This is a genomic window from Pseudomonas sp. BN415 (assembly GCF_029871195.1).
GTDB lineage: Bacteria > Pseudomonadota > Gammaproteobacteria > Pseudomonadales > Pseudomonadaceae > Metapseudomonas > Metapseudomonas resinovorans.
Genome location: NZ_SSOK01000012.1, coordinates 149,879 through 171,522, shown reverse-complemented (window position 1 = coordinate 171,522; position 21,644 = coordinate 149,879). Strand labels below are relative to the sequence as shown.

Annotated in this window: 24 protein-coding genes; 8 read left to right on the top strand and 16 right to left on the bottom strand. The window is 63.6% G+C overall.

Annotation, left to right across the window (positions count from 1 at the left end; translation table 11 throughout):
- Nucleotides 1-107 precede the first annotated feature (107 nt).
- Together E8F20_RS03795 and E8F20_RS03790 are read right to left on the bottom strand one after the other, a co-directional pair.
- On the bottom strand, nucleotides 108-1,106 hold the full coding sequence (locus E8F20_RS03795; protein WP_280282511.1) for a sulfate ABC transporter substrate-binding protein: 999 nt from the start codon (nucleotides 1,104-1,106) through the stop codon (nucleotides 108-110).
- 239 nt (nucleotides 1,107-1,345) lie between these two features.
- Complete coding sequence (locus E8F20_RS03790; RefSeq protein ID WP_280282510.1) at nucleotides 1,346-3,526, bottom strand: patatin-like phospholipase family protein; 2,181 nt, start codon at nucleotides 3,524-3,526, stop codon at nucleotides 1,346-1,348.
- Nucleotides 3,527-3,598: 72 nt separating this feature from the next.
- On the opposite strand from E8F20_RS03790, the gene E8F20_RS03785 reads away from it, so the two are divergent.
- Both E8F20_RS03785 and E8F20_RS03780 read left to right on the top strand, forming a co-directional pair.
- The gene (locus E8F20_RS03785) at nucleotides 3,599-3,883 is read left to right on the top strand and encodes a SelT/SelW/SelH family protein (RefSeq protein WP_028626591.1); all 285 of its coding nucleotides are present in this window, start codon (nucleotides 3,599-3,601) and stop codon (nucleotides 3,881-3,883) included.
- Between the two features lie 71 nt (nucleotides 3,884-3,954).
- Nucleotides 3,955-4,305 carry a hypothetical protein gene (locus tag E8F20_RS03780; protein ID WP_348529608.1) on the top strand — a complete coding sequence of 117 codons (351 nt, stop codon included), beginning with the start codon at nucleotides 3,955-3,957 and terminating at the stop codon, nucleotides 4,303-4,305.
- Between the two features lie 75 nt (nucleotides 4,306-4,380).
- Here the strand turns inward: E8F20_RS03780 and E8F20_RS03775 are convergent, their stop codons facing one another.
- From E8F20_RS03775 to E8F20_RS03765, 3 genes are all read right to left on the bottom strand, one after another.
- Entirely contained in the window at nucleotides 4,381-5,265 is an 885-nt protein-coding gene (locus E8F20_RS03775; RefSeq protein ID WP_280282509.1) for a DMT family transporter, read from the bottom strand.
- On the bottom strand, nucleotides 5,262-5,597 hold the full coding sequence (locus E8F20_RS03770; RefSeq protein ID WP_280282508.1) for a tRNA-binding protein: 336 nt from the start codon (nucleotides 5,595-5,597) through the stop codon (nucleotides 5,262-5,264). The genes E8F20_RS03775 and E8F20_RS03770 overlap by 4 nt, the downstream gene beginning before the upstream one ends.
- An 83-nt stretch (nucleotides 5,598-5,680) precedes the next feature.
- Nucleotides 5,681-6,433, bottom strand: coding sequence for an AraC family transcriptional regulator (locus E8F20_RS03765; RefSeq protein ID WP_280282507.1), 753 nt, complete (start codon nucleotides 6,431-6,433; stop codon nucleotides 5,681-5,683).
- Between the two features lie 134 nt (nucleotides 6,434-6,567).
- On the opposite strand from E8F20_RS03765, the gene E8F20_RS03760 reads away from it, so the two are divergent.
- The gene (locus E8F20_RS03760) at nucleotides 6,568-7,401 is read left to right on the top strand and encodes a UDP-2,3-diacylglucosamine diphosphatase (protein ID WP_274802750.1); all 834 of its coding nucleotides are present in this window, start codon (nucleotides 6,568-6,570) and stop codon (nucleotides 7,399-7,401) included.
- Complete coding sequence (locus tag E8F20_RS03755) at nucleotides 7,398-8,435, top strand: glycosyltransferase family 1 protein (RefSeq protein WP_280282506.1); 1,038 nt, start codon at nucleotides 7,398-7,400, stop codon at nucleotides 8,433-8,435. Before E8F20_RS03760 ends, E8F20_RS03755 begins: the two co-directional genes overlap by 4 nt.
- Nucleotides 8,436-8,461: 26 nt before the next feature.
- On the opposite strand, the gene E8F20_RS03750 is transcribed toward E8F20_RS03755, so the two are convergent.
- Both E8F20_RS03750 and E8F20_RS03745 read right to left on the bottom strand, forming a co-directional pair.
- Nucleotides 8,462-9,835, bottom strand: a complete 1,374-nt coding sequence (locus E8F20_RS03750) for an adenylate/guanylate cyclase domain-containing protein (protein ID WP_280282505.1) — start codon at nucleotides 9,833-9,835, stop codon at nucleotides 8,462-8,464.
- A gap of 153 nt (nucleotides 9,836-9,988) precedes the next feature.
- Complete coding sequence (locus E8F20_RS03745) at nucleotides 9,989-10,306, bottom strand: Mpo1-like protein (RefSeq protein WP_280282504.1); 318 nt, start codon at nucleotides 10,304-10,306, stop codon at nucleotides 9,989-9,991.
- A 143-nt stretch (nucleotides 10,307-10,449) separates the two neighbouring features.
- Here E8F20_RS03745 and E8F20_RS03740 point away from each other — a divergent pair, with 143 nt between their 5' ends.
- A complete protein-coding gene (locus tag E8F20_RS03740) occupies nucleotides 10,450-11,454 on the top strand; it encodes an AraC family transcriptional regulator (RefSeq protein WP_028626600.1) in 1,005 nt (334 codons plus the stop codon).
- 41 nt (nucleotides 11,455-11,495) lie between these two features.
- Here the strand turns inward: E8F20_RS03740 and E8F20_RS03735 are convergent, their stop codons facing one another.
- Both E8F20_RS03735 and E8F20_RS03730 read right to left on the bottom strand, forming a co-directional pair.
- Complete coding sequence (locus E8F20_RS03735) at nucleotides 11,496-12,950, bottom strand: TrkH family potassium uptake protein (RefSeq protein ID WP_280282503.1); 1,455 nt, start codon at nucleotides 12,948-12,950, stop codon at nucleotides 11,496-11,498.
- Between the two features lie 97 nt (nucleotides 12,951-13,047).
- On the bottom strand, nucleotides 13,048-14,502 hold the full coding sequence (locus E8F20_RS03730; protein WP_280282502.1) for a TrkH family potassium uptake protein: 1,455 nt from the start codon (nucleotides 14,500-14,502) through the stop codon (nucleotides 13,048-13,050).
- A 262-nt stretch (nucleotides 14,503-14,764) separates the two neighbouring features.
- Here E8F20_RS03730 and E8F20_RS03725 point away from each other — a divergent pair, with 262 nt between their 5' ends.
- A complete protein-coding gene (locus E8F20_RS03725; RefSeq protein ID WP_280282501.1) occupies nucleotides 14,765-15,322 on the top strand; it encodes a nitroreductase family protein in 558 nt (185 codons plus the stop codon).
- Here the strand turns inward: E8F20_RS03725 and E8F20_RS03720 are convergent, their stop codons facing one another.
- The 6 genes from E8F20_RS03720 to E8F20_RS03695 form a co-directional block, all read right to left on the bottom strand.
- A complete protein-coding gene (locus E8F20_RS03720; protein ID WP_280282500.1) occupies nucleotides 15,323-16,648 on the bottom strand; it encodes a HAMP domain-containing sensor histidine kinase in 1,326 nt (441 codons plus the stop codon). It abuts the gene before it with no gap.
- Between the two features lie 86 nt (nucleotides 16,649-16,734).
- Complete coding sequence (locus E8F20_RS03715; RefSeq protein WP_280282499.1) at nucleotides 16,735-17,145, bottom strand: Spy/CpxP family protein refolding chaperone; 411 nt, start codon at nucleotides 17,143-17,145, stop codon at nucleotides 16,735-16,737.
- Between the two features lie 184 nt (nucleotides 17,146-17,329).
- Nucleotides 17,330-18,007, bottom strand: coding sequence for a response regulator transcription factor (locus E8F20_RS03710; RefSeq protein WP_280282498.1), 678 nt, complete (start codon nucleotides 18,005-18,007; stop codon nucleotides 17,330-17,332).
- 8 nt (nucleotides 18,008-18,015) lie between these two features.
- Complete coding sequence (locus E8F20_RS03705) at nucleotides 18,016-18,468, bottom strand: hypothetical protein (RefSeq protein WP_280282497.1); 453 nt, start codon at nucleotides 18,466-18,468, stop codon at nucleotides 18,016-18,018.
- Between the two features lie 44 nt (nucleotides 18,469-18,512).
- Nucleotides 18,513-18,812, bottom strand: a complete 300-nt coding sequence (locus E8F20_RS03700) for a YciI family protein (protein ID WP_280282496.1) — start codon at nucleotides 18,810-18,812, stop codon at nucleotides 18,513-18,515.
- A gap of 8 nt (nucleotides 18,813-18,820) precedes the next feature.
- Complete coding sequence (locus E8F20_RS03695) at nucleotides 18,821-19,411, bottom strand: septation protein A (RefSeq protein ID WP_280282495.1); 591 nt, start codon at nucleotides 19,409-19,411, stop codon at nucleotides 18,821-18,823.
- Between the two features lie 66 nt (nucleotides 19,412-19,477).
- Between E8F20_RS03695 and E8F20_RS03690 the strand changes: the two genes are divergently transcribed.
- Together E8F20_RS03690 and E8F20_RS03685 are read left to right on the top strand one after the other, a co-directional pair.
- On the top strand, nucleotides 19,478-20,344 hold the full coding sequence (locus E8F20_RS03690) for a PHP domain-containing protein (protein WP_280282494.1): 867 nt from the start codon (nucleotides 19,478-19,480) through the stop codon (nucleotides 20,342-20,344).
- A 13-nt stretch (nucleotides 20,345-20,357) separates the two neighbouring features.
- The gene (locus E8F20_RS03685; RefSeq protein ID WP_137823765.1) at nucleotides 20,358-20,987 is read left to right on the top strand and encodes an L-threonylcarbamoyladenylate synthase; all 630 of its coding nucleotides are present in this window, start codon (nucleotides 20,358-20,360) and stop codon (nucleotides 20,985-20,987) included.
- 9 nt (nucleotides 20,988-20,996) lie between these two features.
- Here E8F20_RS03685 and E8F20_RS03680 read toward each other — a convergent pair whose 3' ends face one another.
- Nucleotides 20,997-21,353: a PA2779 family protein gene (locus tag E8F20_RS03680; RefSeq protein WP_280282493.1), complete on the bottom strand. Its 357-nt coding sequence runs from the start codon at nucleotides 21,351-21,353 to the stop codon at nucleotides 20,997-20,999.
- Nucleotides 21,354-21,644: the final 291 nt, after the last annotated feature.

Below are 21,644 nucleotides of genomic sequence, written 5' to 3'. Positions count from 1 at the left end.
GCACCGGCGTCTGGATGACCAGCCGGAATCGCTCCGTCTGAGAAGCAATGTCCGGCGTGGCGTCGATCCGGCGATAGTGAAATGGCCCGGAGCCGGCCCCAGGTGAGTTACTGCGCGGTGTAGATCTGGTCGAAGATGCCGCCGTCGTTGAAGTGGGTTTTCTGCACGTCACGCCAGTCACCGAAGGTCTTTTCCACTGAAAGGAATTCCACCTTTGGGAAGCGATCGGCGAACTGGGCGAGGATTTCCGGATTGCGCGGGCGCAGGTAGTTGTTGGCGGCTATGGTCTGGCCCTCGTCGCTCCACAGGTACTTGAGGTAGGCCTCGGCGGCGGCACGGGTGCCTTTCTTGTCCACCACCTTGTCGACTACGGCTACCGGCGGCTCGGCCTCGGCGGAAACGCTGGGGTAGACCACCTCGAAACCGCCACGGCCGAATTCGCGGGCGATCATCTCGGCTTCGTTCTCGAAGGTCACCAGCACGTCGCCGATCTGGTTCTGGATGAAGGTAGTGGTAGCGGCACGGCCGCCGGTATCCAGCACCGGAGCCTGCTTGAACAGTTTGCCGACGAACGCCTTGGCCTTGTTCTCGTCACCACCGTTCTTCAGCACGTAGCCCCAGGCGGAGAGGTAGGTGTAGCGACCGTTACCGGAGGTCTTGGGGTTCGGTACCACGACCTGCACGCCATCCTTGAGCAAGTCCGGCCAGTCCTTCAGGCCCTTGGGGTTGCCCTTGCGCACGATGAACACCGTGGCGGAAGTGAAAGGTGCGCTGTGGTTCGGCAGGCGGGTTGCCCAGTCCTGCGGTACCAGGCCGCCGTTGTCGGCCAGCGCGTTGATGTCGGTCGCCTGGTTCATGGTGATGACGTCGGCGGGTAGCCCGTCGATTACGGCACGGGCCTGCTTGCTGGAACCGCCATGGGACATCTGCAGGATGATGTTCTCGCCATTCTCCGCTTTCCAGTGCTTCTGGAAGGCAGCGTTGTAGTCCTTGTAGAAGTCGCGCATCACATCGTAGGAGACGTTTAGCAGAGTGGGCGCAGCCTGGGCGGCGCTTGCCAGGGCGAGGCCAGCGGCAAGGAGAGAGGCGGAGAACAGTCGTTTCACAGGGCGTTCCTTCTGGGCAGTGGGAGCACCCGACTATAGTGGACTGATATATATTCTTTTAATACTAAAAAATAATTTAGTTATTCCTGTTTGCGCGGTTAGTTCTTTGTCGGTTGCGGTGGGCGGCGTTCCGCTAGAGCGAAGCGAAACCCAACGATCCGCGCTCTGTACCCCATGCTGGTCTTCGCGTCGCTCTGCACCTACCTACGGCCGGAGTGAGGGCAACCACAGCGGGACGATCAGAAGACCCGGCCAAGGTTCAGGTAGAGCGCGCGCTCCGCCTCGTCGTTCAGGCCGTAGCTGAAGTCGAGGGGCCCCAGCGGCGTATCGAAGCTGATGAAGACGCTGCCAGCGTTGATGTAGCCGCTGTCGAAGCTGTCGTCGTTGTTCCAGGCGCGGCCCCGTTCCAGGCTTGCGCCGAGGTAGACGGGAAAGTCCAGGGGCACGAAGGCGCGAGGGGTCACCCGGCGGTAGTAGACCAGCCGTGCCAGGCTGATGTTCTGGCCGGCAACGGAGTCCTGGCGGAAGCCTGAAAGCTGGCGTGCGCCGCCGATCACGAAGGCCGAGGTCACCGCATCGGCGGCATCCAGGGTTCGGCCATAGCGGCCGCCTAGGACAAAGGTATCCGGTCCTGAACTCAGCGCCTTGTCCAGGCCGAACTGCCATTGCCGGTAGCGATCATCGGAGGCGAGGCTCGGATCGTACTGGCGCAGGCTCAGGCCAATGTCCTCGCCTTCGTGGGGGTAGTCCACGTTGTCCAGGGTGTCGAAGGAGTACTTCACCTCGTAGTAACCCTCGTTGAAGCTGAAGCTCGGCAAGGCGGGATCGCCGATTCTCACATCCGCCTCGCCCCACGCCTGGCCAATGCCGAAGCGGATTTCGCCGTTGTTGGCGATCTGCCGTCCCAGGTTGAGACCGAATCCGAATCGCTCTACGCGGTATTCGGCCACCGGGTCGTCGTCGATGCTGGCTTCGATGTTCTGCGCCTCGCCGAACACGTAGGGGGCGATGAAGTAACGCGAGCCGGCATCCAGTGGCTGGTAGAACTCGCTGTAGAGTTCCTGGTGGTCACCCAGTTGCAGGCGGGTCAGCCATTCGGCGCCCAACTCGTTGATGCCATTTTTGCGGTAGCTCGCGCCCAGGTTGAAGGCGCTGTCGCCGCGCAGGTCATCCGACAGATTCAGGCCCAGGCGCAGGTAGTCGGTGCCGGCGCGCTTGCCGCGCGAGTTGATTACCAGAGCGTTGCCGTCCTTGCGCTTGACGACCCGGTATTGCACCTGTTCGAAGTAGTCCAGCCCGTAAAGGGTACTCATGTCGCTCTGCAGTCGATCCAGGTCCAGTGGCTGGCCCAGGGGTTGGCGGATGTAGTGGCGGATTACCGCATCGCTGATCTTCGAGTCGTTCTCGATGAGGATGCTGCGGATCACCGGCGTGCGCTCGCTGGGCAATCGCGCGCTGTCCAGGGCCAGGTCGTGGCTGCTGGCCAGCGGGCGCAGCTCAGCCAGGCGGCTGCCGAGGATCTGGGTGGCGCGGTAGCCGGCATCGATCATGTCGCGGGCGCGGCCGAAGTCAGTGGCGCCGTAACCGGCCAGGGGCGGCTGGACCAGCACGTCGCTGGGCTTGAGTGTGGCCAGTTGGGCTTCAGAGTTGGTTCGCGTCATCAGGGTGACGGACTGGTTGAGCACGTCCACCACTGTGGCCAGCTCCTTGCGTGAGCGCAGCGGCGTGCCGATGTCGACCACTATCACCCGGTCGACGCCCATCTCGCGTGCGACGTCCACGGGGATGTTGTCCACCATGCCACCGTCTACCAGCAGCCGACCGTTGACCTCCACCGGGGCGAATACTGCCGGAATCGACATGCTCGCGCGGATCGCCTGGGGCAGGTGACCACGGCGAAACACCACCTTCTCCCCGGTGGCGATATCAGTGGCCACGGCACGGAAGGGGATCGCGAGCTGGTCGAAGTCGCGGGTATCGCTGGTGTGCACCAGCAGGCTTTCCAGCAGCAGGGCGAGGTTCTGGCCCTGGATCACCCCCAGCGGCAGGCCGAGGCTGCCATCGTCGCGGAAGCTCAGGCGTTGCTTGACCAGGAAGTCTCGGTCGTCCTGCTTGCGGCGGAAGGGGATTTCCTGGCGCGGCGGGCTATCGGACAGGGCCTGCTGCCAGTCCAGGTGAAGGGCGATCTGCTCCAGCTCGTCCACCGTGTAACCTGCAGCATAGAGACCGCCGATCACCGCTCCCATGCTGGTGCCGGCGATGGCATCGACCTTGATGCCCTGTTCCTCCAGTGCCTTGAGCACGCCTATATGGGCCAGCCCTCGGGCGGCGCCGCCGGACAGGACCAGGCCGATGCGCGGTTCGGGCTGGGCGAAGCCGAGGAGGGGAAGAAACAACAGGCAAAGCAGAAGGCGGCGCATAACGCATCCCTGGTCAGGCGGAGAACTGAAGCCGGCTATTATAGGGCGCCCAAACCATTCACCGAGCTGACCATGCCATCGACCAAGCCAGAAATCGTCATTACCTATTGCACGCAGTGCCAGTGGCTGCTGCGTGCCGCCTGGCTTGCCCAGGAACTGCTCAGTACCTTCAGCGACGATCTCGGCAAGGTGAGCCTCGAGCCGGGCACCGGAGGGGTATTCCGCATCACCTGCAATGACGTGGAGATCTGGGAACGCAAGGCCGATGGCGGTTTTCCCGAGGCCAAGGTGCTCAAGCAACGGGTACGCGACCAGATCGACCCGGCGCGGGACCTGGGCCACAACGACCGTTCCTGATCCAGTCCCGTTTGCCTCAGATCAACGGGCCGGCGCATATCGAGGCATAGCCTGACGGCATTTCCAACTTTTTGGAGGAAGTCCGTCATCAGCATCCCGGCATCTTCAACCCTGGCAGCGGTCGCGCCCAACCGTTCAACGATGTGGCCTGGAGCATGGTCAACGCCCTGCGCGCCAGCGAAGACCTGCCGCCGCTGAGCCTCCCGGCCATGCTTGATCAGGGCCTGCTGGAGTACAGCGAATTCCCCGACACCCTGCGCAGCAAATACCAGTGTTTTACCCAGGCCGATATCAGTCGTCTGCGCCAGGCCGGCTACCGCCGCCCCATGCTGGATGTGGAGCAGGGGGTGACGAGGTATTGCCGCTGGCTGCTGGAGCAGGAGGCGGGCGGCTGGTTGCCGGAAGTGGGCCAAGCCGCGTGAGCGTGCAGGGCAGGACGGGTTGAACTCGCGATTGCCTTCCGCTTCCTGGGTCCGCTGCGTGGCCCTCGGCGACGGCTACGAAGTGACGGGCGCCGGCTTGGTCTCCACCATTGCGCCTTTGCGTGCTGACAGGGCGATGGCGAAGATGATCAGCGCGCCGCCCGCCAGCATGCGCAGGCCGGGTTGTTCGTCGAACAGCCACCAGGCGAAGGCGATGCCGTAGACCGGCTCCAGGGCGAAGATCACCGCCGTGGTCCGCGCCTTCAGGACCTTCAGGCTGGCGACGAACAGGCTGTGGGCAAGGCCCGTGCAGAACACCCCGAGCAGGGCAATCCAGAACCAGTCCATGGGCTTGACCTCGTGCAGCAGCGGCCAACTGAAGGGCGCCAGGCAGAGCACGATGGTCAGGTTCTGGCAGAGCGCCGCCTTGACCGGGTCCAGCCCCTTGACGCTGACACGGTTGAGCAGCGATAGCAGGGAAAACAGCAGGCCCGAGAGAATGGCCGAGAGCAGGCCCTGGGTGGCCGCGCTGCCCCAGTCGAAGCTGGGCGTCACCAGCACCAGACCGAAGCTCACCAGGCCGACGATAAGTATCTCCTGGGCGCGGATGCGCTCGCGAAACAGCAGACCTTCCAGCAACAGGGTGAAGGCCGGGAAGCTGGCGAAACCGAGTGTTGCGATGGCTACGCCCGCCACCTGAACCGCGTGGAAGAAGGTGATCCAGTGGGCGCCCAGCAGTATTCCGCCCAGTGCCAGCATGCCCAACTGGCGCACGCTCGGATTGGTGCTGCGGCTGCGGGTAATGAGCTGGGCGAAGAGCGCCAGGGCGATGACCGCGAACAACCCGCGACCGAAGGTGATGAGCATCGGTTCGGTATTGGCGAGCTTGCCGAAAATGCCCGAAAGCCCGAACAACAGGGCCCCCAGGTGGATGGCGAGCAACGCACTGCGCTCCTTCATGCCAGGCGCGCCCCGTTGGGCAGGGGCTTGTCGAAGCCGGCCAGCACCACCTTGTTCTCGTCGTCATGGACGCCAGTGACGAGGATTTCCGAACGGATGCCCGCGATGCGTTTGGGCGCGAAGTTGCAGACGCAGAGCACTTGGCGGCCGACCAGCTCCTGGGCTTGATAGTGGGCAGTGATCTGGGCACTGGAGGTCTTCACCCCGAGTTCGCCCAGGTCCACCTCCAGTACGTAGGCCGGTTTGATCGCCTTGGTATTAGGGGCGGCGGACAGGATGGTGCCGACGCGCAGTTCGACGCGCTCGAAGTCGTTCCATTCGATGGTGGACATGAGTTTCTCCCGGATAACGGTCGTACATAGCCTACTGACGACGATGGGCCTTGTCTGTCGTCAGGCTCGCGGCCTTTGTCGCGTTACTCGCGGTTTTTGCGGAGGACGCGCGGGGTGACGCCGAACTCGCGGGAGAGGGCGGCGGTGAAGGCGCTCTGGGAGCTGTAGCCGACCCGTGTGGCGATCTCACCCACGGCCAGTCGGCTTTCCAGCAGCAGCTGGCGCCCGAGGTGCAGGCGCCGGGTGCGCACGTAGTCCATGGGCGTCTGCCCGGTTTCGACGAGGAAGCGCGCATGGAAGCGTGCCACCGAAAGGCCGCACAGGCGCGCCAGGTCGGCCACTTGCAAGGGGCGGGCGGCGTGTTGGTCGATGTGGGCGTCCACTGCCGCCAGGGGCAGGGCGCCATTGCCTTCCACCGGAATGCCGGGCGCGGCCAGGCTGGCCAGCAATAGCCCGGCGGACTGTCCGGCGATCACCTCATCGGTCAATGGGCTGGCGGCTATCCAGCTCACCAGTTGGCTTTGCGCCGGGTTCAGGTGCAGCGCGCCTGGGCGTTCCAGCAGGCGTTGCCCGGCGTCGAAGTGCCTGCCCAGCGTGTGGCGCAGCCAGTCGTGGTCGGGCACGTCCACCACCAGGCACAGACTGCCCCCGGGGCTGCCGCAGGCATGCCGGGCTTCGGGCGGTACAACCGCGAGGGTCTGGCGTTCCACCCGCGCGCCCCGGCCATCGACTTCGAAGTCCAGGCTGCCGGTCAGGCCAAACACCAGTTGGGCGTGGCTGTGGCTATGGACCAGCAGGTCGTGGTTGTACTGGCGCAGGGACAGGATCGAATGCATGGCGGTCACCTCGGGGCAGGCGGCCATTCTACTCCCTGTTGCGTGGCACGCGCTGTAACAGGCCTGCAACCTCATGTTCATGCTCGATTCACCGCAAGGGCCCACCATCGGCGAAACCCCGCCGGAGGTCGCCCATGAGCAGCGTCGAACGCCTGGAACCCGTCATCAAGATCAAGCCCCGCAAGCAACGCGTGCGCACCTTGTGGATTTCCGACGTCCACCTGGGCACTCGCGACTGCCAGGCCGAGCATCTGGCGCGCTTCCTCAAGCAGTATCATGCCGACCGCATCTACCTGGTCGGGGATATCATCGACGGCTGGAAACTACGGGGCGGTATCTACTGGCCCCAGGCGCATACCAACGTGATCCGCCGCCTGCTGACCATGAGCAAGCGCGGCACCGAGGTGATCTACGTCACCGGCAACCATGACGAATTCCTGCGTCGCTACTCGGCGCTGATGCTGGGCAATATCCAGTTGGTGGACGAGGCCGTGCACGAGACTGCCGATGGCCGTCGCATGCTGGTGATCCACGGCGACCAGTTCGACGTGATCACGCGCTACCACAAGTGGCTGGCCTTCCTCGGCGACTCGGCCTACGAATTCACCCTGACCCTCAACCGCTGGCTCAACCACTGGCGAGAGCGCTGGGGCTATGGCTACTGGTCGTTGTCTGCGTACCTCAAGCACAAGGTGAAGTCGGCGGTGAACTTCATCAGCGACTTCGAGGAAGCCATCGCCCACGAGTGCGTGAAGCGTGGCCTGGATGGTGTGGTCTGCGGCCATATCCACCATGCGGAAATCCGCAAGGTGGGGGAGGTGGACTACCTCAATTGCGGCGATTGGGTGGAGTCCTGCACGGCGCTCATCGAACACTGGGACGGCAGCATTGAGCTCTATCGCCTGGCTGACGCCCAGGCACGGGAGCTGGAAGCCCGTGCCGTGGAACTGGTCGAGCCGGCGGCATGAGGATACTGATTGTCAGCGATGCCTGGCTGCCCCAAGTGAACGGTGTGGTCACCAGCCTGCACGCGCTGGTGACCGAACTGGAAGCCCTCGGCCACCAGGTGCTGCTGCTCTCACCTCAGTCCTTCCGCTGCCGGCCGTGCCCGAGCTACCCGGAAATCCCCCTGGCCTGGGACCTCTGGCGTGTTGGACCGATGATCGAAGCCTTCCAGCCCGACTGTGTGCACCTGGCCACTGAAGGGCCACTTGGGTGGACAGCGCGGCGTTGGCTGATCAAGCGCGGCCTGGCCTTCTCCAGCGCGATCCACACGCGTTTTCCCGAGTACGTCCATGGCCGTTGGCCTTGGATTCCCCTGTCCTGGGGGTATGCCTTCCTGCGGCTGTTCCACCGCCCGAGCCGGGCGGTGCTGGTGAGCACCGAGCGTATGCGCGAGACCTTTGCCAGCCACGGTGTGACCCGGCTCAGTCTGTGGCGCAAGGGGGTGGACACGGCGTTGTTCCGTCCGCTGGTGCTGCCCAGGTCGGAACAGCCGGTGTTCCTCTACGTTGGTCGTCTGGCCACGGAGAAGAACCTGCAAGCCTTCCTCGACCTCGAACTGCCGGGTGAGATGTGGGTGGTGGGCGATGGACCATTGCGAGATGAACTGGTGGCACGCTATCCCGATGCGCGCTTCTTCGGCTATCGGCAGGGCGAGGAGCTGGTGCGCTTCTACGCACAGGCCAGTGTGTTGGTATTCCCGTCGCTGACGGATACCTATGGCCTGGTGATGCTCGAAGCCCTGGCATGCGGCACGCCGGTGGCAGCCTTTCCCGTGGCGGGTCCGCTGGATGTCCTGGAGTCGGGCATTACCGGTTGCCTGGATGAAGACCTGCAGCGCGCCTGCCTGGCGGCGCTGGAGCTGGATCGGGGGCGCTGTGCGGAGCGGGCGGGGCGGCTGTCTTGGCGGTCTTCGGCGCTGGAGTTCCTCGCCCGGCAGCCATTGCTGGATGGACAGCCGTGCGTTGAACCACCCCTGAACGCTGTTCCTGAACTGTAGGGGCGAGATTTCGCGCCGGCGTGTATTCAGGGAATGATCTTGTCCCGCAGTTTCTCGGCGGCCTGTTGCAGGGCCTGGATGACCCTGGCCTTGTCGTAGTTCTGGATACCGTTGGTATCCAGGTACATGGAGAAACCGGGCAGCTCGTGCTCGACGTAGCTGGAGGAGGCGCCCAGATCGCGGCGGAAGTCCACGACCTGGTATATCTGCACCGGTCGGGTGAAGCCCTTGACGTTTATCTGGCCCTTGTCGCGGCACATGATCACGTCCTTCACCAGCGAGTAGGTTTCGTGGGAGATCAGGATCTCGCCCGCATCCGAGGCGGTTTCCAGGCGGCTGGCCAGGTTCACTTCGCGGCCGATGATGGTGTAGTCCATGCGGGTGTCGGCGCCGAAGTTACCCACAGTGCAATAGCCGGTGTTGATGCCCATGCGGATCTCCAACGGCTTGGTGATGCCCTGAGCGCGCCACTGCTGGCGCAGCACCTTCATATGCTTGCGCATGGCCACGGCCATGGACACGGCTGCTACTGCGTCCTTCTTGGCGCCCTGGGTGCTGGGGTCGCCGAAGAACACCATGACACTGTCGCCGACGAACTTGTCGATCGTACCGCCGTACTTGAGCGCGATCTTCGACATGTCGTTGAGGTAGTTGTTGAGCAGGTCCGTCAGGGCCTCGGCTTCCAGTTCTTCGGACAGCTCAGTGAAACCCTTGATGTCGGAGAAGAACACGCTGAGCTTCTTGCGCTGGGTTTCCAGACGCACGGTTTTCTTGCCGCTGAAGATCATTTCCCAGACCTGGGGCGACAGATATTTGGCGAGGTTGCGTGCCAGGCGCGCGGCCTTTTCCTGTTCGCGCTTGATCTCGCTGCGGGCCTGGGCCAGGCGCAAGCCCTGCTGGTGTACGAAAAAGGCGGTAATGCAGATGTAAAGGGTGGTAAAGAGCACGCTGACCAGGGCCACCAGGGCTGGGGTACCCCCCTTGAACTCCGGCTGCAGCGCCAGGCCGACAGCCGCCATGCTGACGAGTGATCCGCCCAGCACCAGAGTCATCTGGCGCAGGCCACCGAGGATCATGGCGCTGAAGCAGAGGGTCAGTACGATCATCAGCGCCGGAACCACCGAGAAACCCAGCAGGGCAACGGCGGCGCCGGCATGGAATGTGTCGACGCCGAGCAGGATGCGGTCGGTGCGCTCCCCCGGGAAACGCAGGCTCAGATGGTGGGCCAGGTGAGGGTAGAGCAGGGCGTAGGGAACCACCCAGAGGATGTCGAAGCTGAAATGCTGGACGTAGGTGCCGGCGGCGATGCTCGCGGCGATGGCCATATAGGCCAGCACACGTGAGTAGTACTCACGCAGCATAGGCGTTGCGGTGGATGGGTCGAGCATGGCGGGCTTCATGGCTTGGGTCTGTCCCTGGTGCTTTCTTGACGCCGGGTTGCAGTGTTCGGGTAACGCTGCAAGTCCTGGGCCATGACTTTTGGCGGGTGCGGGATCATAACCAGGCGAGGGACCGGCGGCCAAGCTGACGCCGACCCCGTCAGACTCCGGGGCTCAGAAGCGGATGCGGCCGGTCAGGGCATCCTTGAGCATCACCCAGTCGCCCATGAAGCTGTAGAACGGGTACTTGAATGTGGCCGGTTTGTTCTTTTCGAAAACGAAATGGCCGACCCAGGCGAAGCCGTAACCGGCGAAGGGAATGGCCAGCAGCCAGAGCCACTGCTGGGTGACCAGCGCGTAACCGAGGATGCTCAGCACCAGCAGGCTGCCTACATAGTGGAGGCGGCGACAGGTGTCGTTGCTGTGCTCCTGCAGGTAGTAAGGGTAAAACTCGGCGAAGCTTTGAAAACGCTGTACGGACTCAGTGGGCATGGCGGCGGCTCCAGGTTCTTGTTGTCTGGAGCAGTGTAGGACGGGTGTCTTCGTGGGCCAGTGACAATGAGCGCCACTTTAGTATCCTTGCCGGCACGCCGCCCAGCGGGTGGCTGTCTTGAACTTCAGAACAAGAAGGCGCCATGAGCGAACGCACGACTTCTTCGAGTTGGGCCTTGGGAATAGTCCAGGCCCTGGAAATGGGTGGAGTGGACTGCCTCAATCTGTTTCCCGAGCTCGGTCTCGATTACCAGGCCCTGAACGATCCCGACGCCCGTTTCCCTCAGGACGGCATGACCCGTCTCTGGCTCCGGGCTGTCGAGCTGTCCGGCAATCCGGCCATTGGCCTGAACATGGCCAAGGTGGTTCGTCCGGCATCCTTCCATGTTGTGGGCTATGCGCTGATGTCCAGCCGCACCCTCAAGGAGGGCTTTACCCGGTTGGTGCGCTACCAGCGGATCATTGCCGAAGGCGCTGACCTCAGCTTCTGCGCGACGCGCGAAGGCTATGAGCTGCGCTTGTCGATTCATGGTGACCGCTTACCACCGGCCCGGCAGAGCGCGGAGGCTTCCATGGCGTATTGCCTGGCATTCTGCCGCTGGATGACCGGCCGACCGATCAACCCACTTGAGATCCGCTTCCAGGGACCGGCACCGGCGGACCTGGAGCCCTACCGTCAGGTGTTCCAGGCGCCGCTGCGCTTTAACACCGAGCACTGCGCTCTCTTGTTCAGTCGTGGCGATATGGAAACCCCGCTGCCCACCGCCAACGAATCCCTGGCGCAGTTGCACGACCGTTTCGCTGGCGACTACCTGGCGCGCTTCTCCGGTACCCGTGTCACGCACCAGGTGCGCCAGGTGCTCTGCCGACTATTGCCCCAGGGGGAGCCCAAGCGTGAAGTGGTTGCCAGCCTGATGCACCTGTCCCAGCGCACCTTGCAGCGGCGTTTGCAGGAAGAAGGGGTGAGCTTCCAGCAACTGCTGGACGATACGCGCCGTGAGCTGGCGGAGCAGTATCTGGCGCAACCCAACCTGACGCTGCTGGAGATCGCCTACCTGCTGGGGTTCGCCGATCCGAGCAACTTCTTCCGCGCCTTCCGTCGCTGGTTCGACAGTACTCCGGGAGAGTTCCGCGCGCGCCTGGAATGACGTCCAAGGGTGGGCTTCAGCCCACCGCTGTCGCTGAATGATCAGTGCCGCCAGAAGTAAGGCGTCAGCAGCACCAGTACGGTGAGGATTTCCAGGCGACCCAGCAGCATGCCCAGGGTCAGCAGCCACTTGGCGCCATCCGGCAGGCTCGAGAAGTTACCTGCCGGGCCGATGATTTCGCCCAGGCCGGGCCCCACGCCCGATACGGTGGCGGCGGCGCCCGTGAGCGAAGTGATCCAGTCCAGCCCCATCAGCGAAAGGCCCAGGGCGATGCCGCAGATGATGATGGTGAAGAAGAACGAGAAGGTCAGGATCGAGCGGACGATGTCTTCATCCAGGCGGTGGCCGTTGTAGATCTGCTTGATCACCGCACGCGGGTGCACCAGTTGGGTCAGGTTGGCCTTGAGCAGGATGTAGGCCACCTGGAAGCGGAAAATCTTGATGCCACCGGCCGTTGAACCGGAACAGCCACCGACGAAGCCCAGGTAGAAGAACAGCATCAGCGAGAAGTTGCCCCACAGGCTGTAGTCGCCCAGTGCGAAACCCGTGGTGGTCAGGATGGACGTCGTGTTCACCGCCACATGGCGCAGCGCGTCCAGCCAGTGCAGTTCGGTAGTCAGCCAGTACCAAGTCCCCAACACCAACCAGATGACCAGCAGCAGGCCGATGAAACCCTGTACCTGCTCATCCCTGATCAGCGCCTTGCGATTGCCGCGCAGCACCGACACATACAGCATGAACGGCAGGCTGCCGAGGATCATCACCACCACAGCCACCCAGTGCACCGCCGGTTGTTGCCACTTGGCCAGGGACTGGTCGGAGGTGGAGAAACCACCGGTGGCAATGGCCGACATGGCATGGTTGATCGCGTCGAAAGTCCCCATGCCCGCTGCCCAGAACGCCAGGCTACCCAGCAGGGTGAAGCCGACATAGATGGCGACGATGTACTTGGCCACCATGTGCGAGCGCGGCATGACCTTGTCGGAGCGGTCGGAAGATTCGGTCTGGAACAGGCGCATGCCACCGATGCGCAACAGCGGCAGGATCGCCACCGCCATACCGATGAAACCGATGCCGCCGAGCCAGTGCAGCAGAGAACGCCAGATGAGGATGCCCGGGGACATGCTGTCCAGTCCGCTCAGCACCGTGGCGCCGGTGGCGGTGATGCCGGACATGCTCTCGAACCAGGCGTCGGTGAAGCTGATGTGCTGGGTGAGCAGGAAGGGCAGCGCGGCGAAGGCGCCGACGATGATCCAGCTCGACACCGTCAGCAGGTACATGTCCCGGGGGCGCAGGTGAACTTGCTCGGGGCGACCTGGAATGACCAGCGACAGGCCGGCGATGAAGGTCATCAGGCTCGACCAGACGAAGGCATTGATGTCTTCGGTGCGCTCGTAGACCACCAGGGTCAGCACGGGAATGGCCATGCTGACCGCCAGGGTGATCAGAAAGATACCGTTGAGAAAGCCGATGATGCGCAGGGTCGGCAGGGCCATGGGGTCCGCTTCTGGCTGGAGGGCGAAACGCGCAATTCTAACCGGGTCCGGCGCCCTGTAAACCCGGCGCCGGGTGGACTATAGCTTGCGCCGGCCCTCAGTGACGCCAGAACCCCGGCGTGAATAGCACCAGCACGGTGAGGATTTCCAGCCGGCCGAGCAGCATGCCGATGGTCAGCAGCCATTTGGCCGCATCGGGCAGGGTGGAGAAATTGCCCGCCGGCCCGATGATCGGGCCCAGCCCCGGGCCGACGTTGCACACGGCGGTGGCCGCGCCGGTGAGGGCGGTGACCCAGTCCAGGCCAATCAGGCAAAGCCCGAGGGCAATCAGCGCGATGGTGATGGTGAAGAAGAAGGAAAAGGTGATCAGCGAGCGGACGATGTCGTCGTCCAGATAGTGGTTGTTGTACTGCTGCTTGATCACCGCGCGTGGGTGCACGAGCTGTTGCAGGTTGGCCTTGAGCAGTTGCCAGGCCACCTGGAAACGGAAGATTTTCAGTCCGCCGGCAGTAGAGCCGGAGCAGCCGCCTACGAAGGTCAGGTAGAAGAACAGCAGGACTGCGAAGCTGCCCCACAGGGTGTAGTCGCCCAGTGCGAAGCCTGTGGTGGTGACCACCGAAGTGATATTCACGGCGACGATGCGCACGGCGTCGAGCCAGGTATTGTCGGAGTGTGCCCAGAGCCAAGTGCCAACAAGCAGCCATGACACCACCAGGAACCCAATGAAACCATGCACCTGATGGTCGCGTAGCAGTGCCTTCCGATTGCCGCGCAGTGTCGCGACGAACAGGGTGAAGGGCAGGCTGCCGAGGATCATCACGACGACGGCTACCCAGTGCACCGCGGGTTGCTTCCAGTTCGCCAGGGATGAATCCGACGTTGAGAAACCGCCGGTAGAGATCGAGGCCATGGAATGGTTGACCGCCTCGAAGGGCGTCATGCCGGCCAGCCAGAAGGCCAGGGTGCCGAGTAACGTCAGGCCCACGTAGGTCAGCACGATGAACTTGGCCACCATGTGCGAGCGCGGCATCACCTTCTCGCCCCAGTCGGAGGATTCGGTCTGGAACAGGCGCATGCCGCCGACGCGCAGCAGCGGCAGGATGGCCACCGCCATGCCGATGAAGCCGATACCGCCCAGCCAGTGCAGCATCGAGCGCCAGATCAGGAGCCCCGGTGAAGCAGTGTCCAGGCCGGTGAGCACCGTGGAACCGGTGGTGGTGATACCGGACATGGTTTCGAAGAAGGAGTCGGTGTAGCTGATGTGCTGGATCAGCACCATCGGCAAGGCGGCGAAGCAGCAGACGATGACCCAGCTCGCGGTGGTCAGCATGTACATGTCACGGGGGCGCAACTGGCTGTGCTCGGGGCGCCCGGGGCCTACCAGCGCGAGGCCAGCTATGAAGGTGATCAGGCTCGACCAGAGGAAGGCGAAGATGTCATCAGTGCGCTCGAAGGCCAGCAGGGTCAGCATGGGGATGACCATGCTCACGGCCAGGGTAATCAGGAAAAGGCCGATGATGAAACCGATGGTGCGCAATGTCGACAGGGACATAGAGCCCTCTGGGGCAGTAATCGAGCGGGGCATTCTACTGGGCCTTCGAAGTCCGCGAAATGCCCGGTTGGTGGGGCTCGCGCGTTTCCGGCAAGGAAAATGACAGGCATGTGCAGATGGCTCCGCTCCTACCTTCCACGATCCACTCCCATCATCTCCTCGTTCGATCGCTGTCTTGCTCGCCGCGTTCTCTTTGCATGCTTGCGAGACTGAGTCGTGCTATCGGCTAGAATGCCGGCTCCCTGAATTCTGGAGGTGGCCGATGGAGGCTCTCGACGCTCTGCTCAACCGTGTATCCCTGGCTCGCTTGCACGAGCCGGCACCGGACGCCGCCCAGCGTGAGGTGTTGTTCCGTGCGGCCCTGCGCGCCCCCGACCACGGCTACCTGCGCCCCTGGCGCTTCCTCTCCATCGAGGGGGAGGGGCGTGCGAAGCTCGGTGAGCTGTTCGTCTCTGCCGTGCTGGCCAAGGACCCGCAAGCGCCGGAGGCGGTCACCGCCAAAGCGCGCAACATGCCGCTGCGGGCGCCGCTGATGGTGGTAGTGATCGCGACCCTGCAGGCGGGTCACAAGGTGCCCGAGGTCGAGCAATTGCTGTCGGCCGGCTGCGCTGCCCACGGAATGCTTCTGGCCGCACACGCCCTGGGGCTGGGGGCCATCTGGCGGACCGGCGAGATGGCCTACGACCTCACCGTCGCCAACGGACTCGGTCTGGCTGAAAATGAGCGGGTAGTCGGTTTTCTCTACCTGGGTAGCGTCGAGGGCGAGCGCCGCGCCGCGCCGGAGCTGGCTCCGGCTGACTTCGTCCAGAACTGGGGCTGATCAGGCCTTCAGTGCAGCGGGTAGTTCCAGGGTGGCGACGAAGCCGCCCTCTGGATGATTGTCCAGGTGCAGGCTGCCACCGTGACGCTCCACGGCCCGGCGCGCAATGGCCAACCCCAGGCCATGCCCGGCACCGGACTGGTTCGGCGCGCGGAAGAAGGGTTCGCCCAGCCTCGCCAGATGTTCGGCGGCCACACCGGGGCCGTGGTCGCGGACCCTGATCACCAGGGCGCCATCCTTTTCATTCACCGTCACTTCCACCGGCTGCCCCTGGGGATTGAAACGCAGGGCATTGCGCAGAAGGTTATCCAGCGCCCCCTCTAGCATGTCGGGCCAGCCTTCCAGTTGCGGTTCGCCGATGCAGTCGATGCGAACTTCCTGCTCCGGCGCCAGTAGTCGGGCGTCTTCCCTCAGTTTCTCCAGCAACGCTCTCAGGACGATGGGGTGGCGTGCGCCCGGCTCTGCGTCCAGGCGCGCGAGGGCGAGGATTTCGCTGATCAGTGCTTCCAGGCGATCGCATTCCTGACCCAGGCGCGGCCAGAGGGCTTCCCGCTGGTGGGGTTCGGCGCGTTCGGCTAGGGCCAGGGCGATACGCAAGCGGGCCAGTGGAGAGCGCAGCTCATGGGAAACATCCCGCAGTAGCTGGCGCTGGCTGCCGATCAGCCCTTGCAGGCGCTGGCCCATGCGGTTGAAGTCGCCGGCCAGGACGCCCAACTCATCCCTTCGTCGCGCCAGGCGAGATAGGCTGTCCTGCTGGTAAGCGGTCTGGCCGAGGTCATGCACGGCCCGGCGCAACCGATCGAGGGGGCGGGTGATGGACAGTGTCAGCGCCAGGCTGAACAGGGTCAGCACCACCAGGGCAATGCCCAAGGCGCTGAAGGGCCAGAGCAGGCTGCCACGGTGCCAGGCATCCAGCTCCGGGTAGGGGATGCGGTAGATCAGCAGGTAGGACTCCCCGCTGACGGGGCTTGTGTATTCCTCGGTCAAACGTCGCCATGGCAGGCGGCGCGGGTTCTTCTGGCGTGCTTCGAAGGCGGCGGCGCGAGGCGGAAAGGTACCTTCGACCACGGGCTGGCCGGTGTCGTTGAGCATCTGCACGTCGACTCGCGCGCGATGACGGAAGTGTTCCAGGTAGCGCTGGGTGTCCTGCGGGCCTTGGTCTTCGTAGCGTTGCACCAGGCGTTCGGCCAACCCCTGAAGGGTCGGGTGGTGGCTGAGAATCCAGGCATCCTGGTTCAGCGCGCGGCCCAGCAGGATGGACAGTCCGGCCACCAAGGCCAGGGCCAGCCAGAGGGTGGCCAGGATTCGCCAGAAGAGTGAACGCACGGTGTAGCTCCTGAACGGCAAAACCCATCAGGCCGGCTGGCCTGATGGGTGTAGGGTGGGTGCCGGCAGCCTGGGCCGCCTGGCGATTACTGGGCCTTCTTGTCCTTCTCCGCCTTCCAGGCTTCGAACTCGGCGCGTTCGGCGCGGCGCTCTTCCATCTTCTTCTGGAGATCGTCGAAGGCTTTCTGCTGCTCGGGCTTGAGCTGGGCGCGGATGGCATCGCGGTTCTTGGTTTCGGCGGCCTTGAGCTCGTCCTGCATGGCTTTGCGCTCGGCAGCCGGTAGTTTGTCCAGGTAGCGCTGGGTGATGTCGTGGCGGGACTTCATCTGCTCGCGCATCAGCTTGCCGATTTCATGGCGCTGTTCCTGGGTGAGGTTCAGCTCCTTGAACATATGGCCACCGAAACCGCGCTCATGGCGCGGGCCGTCTTCCGGCATGGCCATGGCCAGGGTCGGCAGGGTAGCGGCGAGCAGCAGGGCGATGAGGGTCTTGCGCATGGTGGTTCTCCTAGTCTCGATTCCGGCCAGTTGCCGGATGTGCCCAGTCTAGGGATGGCAAGGTCAAGGGCAGTCAGCCATGAGTAAAGCCTGGGTAAAGACGCAGAGCCTGGTAATAACCTGCTGCGCGTCGGCCCTGCTGCGTTAAAAGCAGACTCTAGCTTGCGAAATCGTGAACAGGCTCTCAGGCGCTGTAGTAATAGCCGCGGCTGCGCAGCGCCAGGATGCGCGGTCGGCCATCCGCATGGGGGCCGAGTTTCTTGCGCAAGTTGCTGACGTGCATGTCCAGGCTTCGGTCGTAAAGGGTCAGCTTGCGGCCCAGGGCGAGTTGCGCCAGTTGCTGTTTGTCCAGCGGTTCACCGGGCTGGTGCAAGAGGGCTTCGAGCAGGCGGCCTTCGGAAAGGGTCAGGCTGATCTCGTGATTGCCGACGGTGACGATGCCGCGCACCGGGCTGTAACAGAGGTCGCCCAGTTCAAGCTGGCTGGATTGCGGCGGCGGCTGGGTGCGACGCAGCACGGCGCGCAGGCGGGCGGTGAGTTCGCGGGGGTCACAGGGCTTGGCCAGGTAGTCGTCGGCGCCGAGTTCCAGGCCGAGGATGCGGTCCAGCGGTTCACCACGGGCGGAGAGCATGAGGACCGGCAGTTCCGGGTGGTCGCCGCGTAGCTGCTTGAGCAGTTCCAGGCCACTGCCATCCGGCAGCATCACGTCGAGCACCACGGCGGATGGAGCGTGCTCGGCCAGGGCCGTACGCGCAGATTGGCCATCATGGCAGGCACGGACGTTGAAGCCTTCCTGGCTGAGCCAGCTGATCAGGAGCTCGCAGAGTTCCTGGTCGTCATCGATAAGCAGCAATTCACTCATGTTGCGGTTCAGTTGATCCATTGACGGCGCTGGCGGCGACCCCCGCGGGCGGCCAGGCCAGCAAACAGAGAGAGCAGGGCGACGCCACCGCCGACTGCGAACCAGGTTTGCTGCTCGGTCAGAAGGCGTGGCGATTGCGATGCCTGGGCTTCCTTGAGTTGCAGCTTGAGGCGCTGGTTCTCCTGACGCAGGCGGGAGAGCTGGGCATTCTCCCGCTCGCCGCTGGCTGCTTCCAGTTGGGTGCTCAGTTCGTTGCGCTGACGCTCGCTTTCGGCCAGTTGGCGCTGGAGCTGGCCGAGTTGGGCGACCAGGGAGTCGCTTGCAACGGCCGGTGCTGCCGGGGCCGCCGAACGCTCGGGGAGAACGTCTTCCGCTGGTGTCCCATGCGGGGATTCTTCAGCCAGGGCCAGGCTGCAGAGCAGCGCGGCGGTAAACAGCAGGGGCAATCGACCGACGTGCATGGGAACTCCTTTTTCCTGGCGTGGAACGGCTGAAGGGGATTGGCTTAGGGAAAGACCTGCTTGAAAGGTTTGACCACAACGTCGGCGTAGACGCCGGCGGAACGGTAGGGATCGGCGTCGGCCCAGGCCTTGGCGGACTCGAGTGAGTCGAACTCAGCAACGATCAGGCTGCCGGTGAAACCCGCACTGCCCGGGTCAACGCTGTCTACTGCCGGGTGCGGGCCGGCCAGCACGATGCGGCCTTCGGCCTTCAATTGCTCCAGGCGCGCGAGGTGGGCAGGGCGGGCAGCGAGACGGTTTTCCAGGGAATCAGCAACGTCGGTGGCAATGATGGCGTAGAGCATGGCAATCCTTATTGTTGGGGCTTTTCGGTTTCGCCGTCGTGAATGTGGCGAGCCAGGTAGACACCCTGGCCGACCAGGAAGAGCACGGTCATGCCGAGGCTACCGAAGACTTTGAAGTCCACCCAGAACTCGTGGAAGGTGAAGGCTACGAAGAGGTTGGCGGAGCCGCAGACCAGGAAGAATGCGACCCAGGCAAGGTTCAGACGCACCCAGATGACCTGCGGAAGGTTCAGGGCATGGCCCATCACGCGCTGGATCAGGGGCTTGTCGCCAATGAAGTGGCTGCCGGCAAACGCCAGGGCGAAGAGCCAGTTCACCACGGGCGCCTTCCATTTGAGGAAGGTTTCGCTGTGGAAGGCCAGCGTCATGCCACCGAATACCAGGCAAGCCGCCAACGTCAGCCACTGGCCTTTCTCAAGGCGGCGCTGGTGCAGGAAGATGGCGCCGTAGACGATTACCGAGCTGATGATCAGAACCGCGGTAGCGCTGAAAATACCGCCTAGCATATAGGTATGCCCGGCCAGTTCGAGGGCGCGTGGTTCCAGTTTGTAAACGACGAAGAAGAGGATAAGCGGGATGAAGTCGATGAATTGTTTCACGGCGGCAGCCAGAAGCGGGATGTGGCGGCATAATAACAAACCAATCCCCTAGCGAAAGCAGACCCCATGCAGATCGACCTGCATTGCCACAGTACGGCCTCTGACGGTGCCCTGGCGCCCGCAGCCCTCGTCGCCCGCGCTCACGAGCAGGGCGTGCGCGTGCTCGCGTTGACCGACCACGACACCCTCGAAGGCCTGGACGAGGCTCGCAAAGCAGCCGTAGCGCTGGATATGCAACTGATCAACGGTATCGAACTGTCCTGCACCTGGGGTGGCGCTACGATCCATGTATTGGGGTACGCCTTCGCTACCGATGCACCGGCGTTGCTGGAGGCCATTGCGGACCTCCATCGCGGCCGCTGGTCGCGGGCCGAGGAAATCGCCCATCGCCTGGCCGCCAAAGGTATGCCAGGCGCCCTGGAGGGTGCCAGGGCGGTGCAGCAGGAGTTGGGTGAAAGCGGCAACGCGCCGGCACGCCCGCATTTTGCGGAGTTTCTGGTCCGCAATGGCCACGTCCGCGACCGTGCCGAGGCGTTTCGCAAATGGTTGGGGGCCGGCAAGCTGGGCGATGTGAAGCAGCACTGGCCAACCCTGGCCGATGCGGTGGGAACTCTGCGTGCCGCTGGTGCCTGGATCAGCCTGGCGCACCCGTGGCAATACAACTTCACCGGCACCAAGCGGCGCAAGCTGGTGGCGGATTTCATCCAGGCCGGCGGCCACGCGCTGGAAGTGGTGAACGGCCTGCAGCCAGCGGATCAGGTGGGAAGCCTGGCCATACTGGCGCGAGAATTCGGCATGCTGGTCAGTGCCGGTAGTGACTTTCATGCACCCTGCGATTGGTCGGAGCTGGGCATGTACCGACCCTTGCCGGATGATCTGCCGCCGATCTGGGGGCGCTTCCGCCATGCATACAGCCCTATTGCTGCCCTCTGAACAGGGAGATGTCGTGAGTCAATTTTTCCAGATACATCCGGAGAATCCACAGCCGCGCCTGATCAAGCAGGCGGTGGAGATCGTCAAGGCGGGCGGGGTGATCGTCTACCCCACCGATTCGTCTTACGCTCTGGGATGCCTGATCGGTGACAAGAACGCAGTTGAACGTATTCGCCGACTGCGTCGCCTGGATGAGAAACACAATTTCACGCTGGTGTGCCGCGATCTGTCCGAGATCGGTTTATTCGCCAAAGTGGATACCGCAGCGTTCCGCCTGATCAAGGCGCATACGCCCGGCCCTTACACCTTTATTCTGAGCGCCACCCGTGAAGTTCCGCGCATGCTGATGCACCCGAAACGGCGCACCATTGGCATGCGGGTACCGGACCACCCCATTGCCCTGGCGTTGCTGGAACAACTGGGCGCGCCGCTGATGAGCACCAGCCTGATCCTGCCGGGCGAAGAACTGCCGATGAGCGACCCTTACGAGATGCGCCAGATTCTCGAACATCAGGTCGACCTGATCATCGATGGCGGCCACGGCGGCATGGCAGCGTCCACCGTGATCAACCTCTCAGAAGGCAAGCCCGAGGTGGTGCGCGTAGGCTGCGGCGACCCGCAGCCTTTCCTCGACGAGGACTGAAATCGTCGCTCAAAGCAGGATCGCCACCAGGATTATCACCAGCAGGATGATGATGAAGTCAGTACTGCTGATGTTCCCACCCGCAGGTGCTGCATTCATTTTTTGCGCAAGCTGGGTGGCTTCCTCATTGGTCAGGGCCTGCGCGCGCGCGCGTGCCGTGGCGGCATCCACGCCCATGGCGCGCATCTGGTCCTGAACCTCGGACTGACTGAGGAAGGCGTCGATCCTGTCGCGATCACCGGATTGCTGTTGGGTCGCGATGGCTTCATCGGTGCCGATCATACCCGCCTGCGCTGTTGTAACCGGCACCAGACCGAGGCAGACGAACAAGAGGACGGTACTGAAAATCAAGGCGAACAGTTTCATCGGAACCTCCTTGGGCGTTTCGCTCCAGACCTGACCAAGGGTGCTGCGTCGTACTTTTTTAGTCTGGCACATGGTGCTAATTTGCCCGCTTTCCCGCCGACCGGTCCTACCCGGTAGGCTTCAACCGAGGGCAGCAGCGCGCAGCGGCCGAGCAACGAGAGGAATACATGCACGAAACGCCGCTAAACGAGTCGCCGGATCCCCAGGCGGGCGCCCAGCAGGAGCTGCCCTTCGCCCTGGTCTACGGCCAGGCGGTGACTGAGCTGCCGCAAGACCTGTATATCCCGCCGG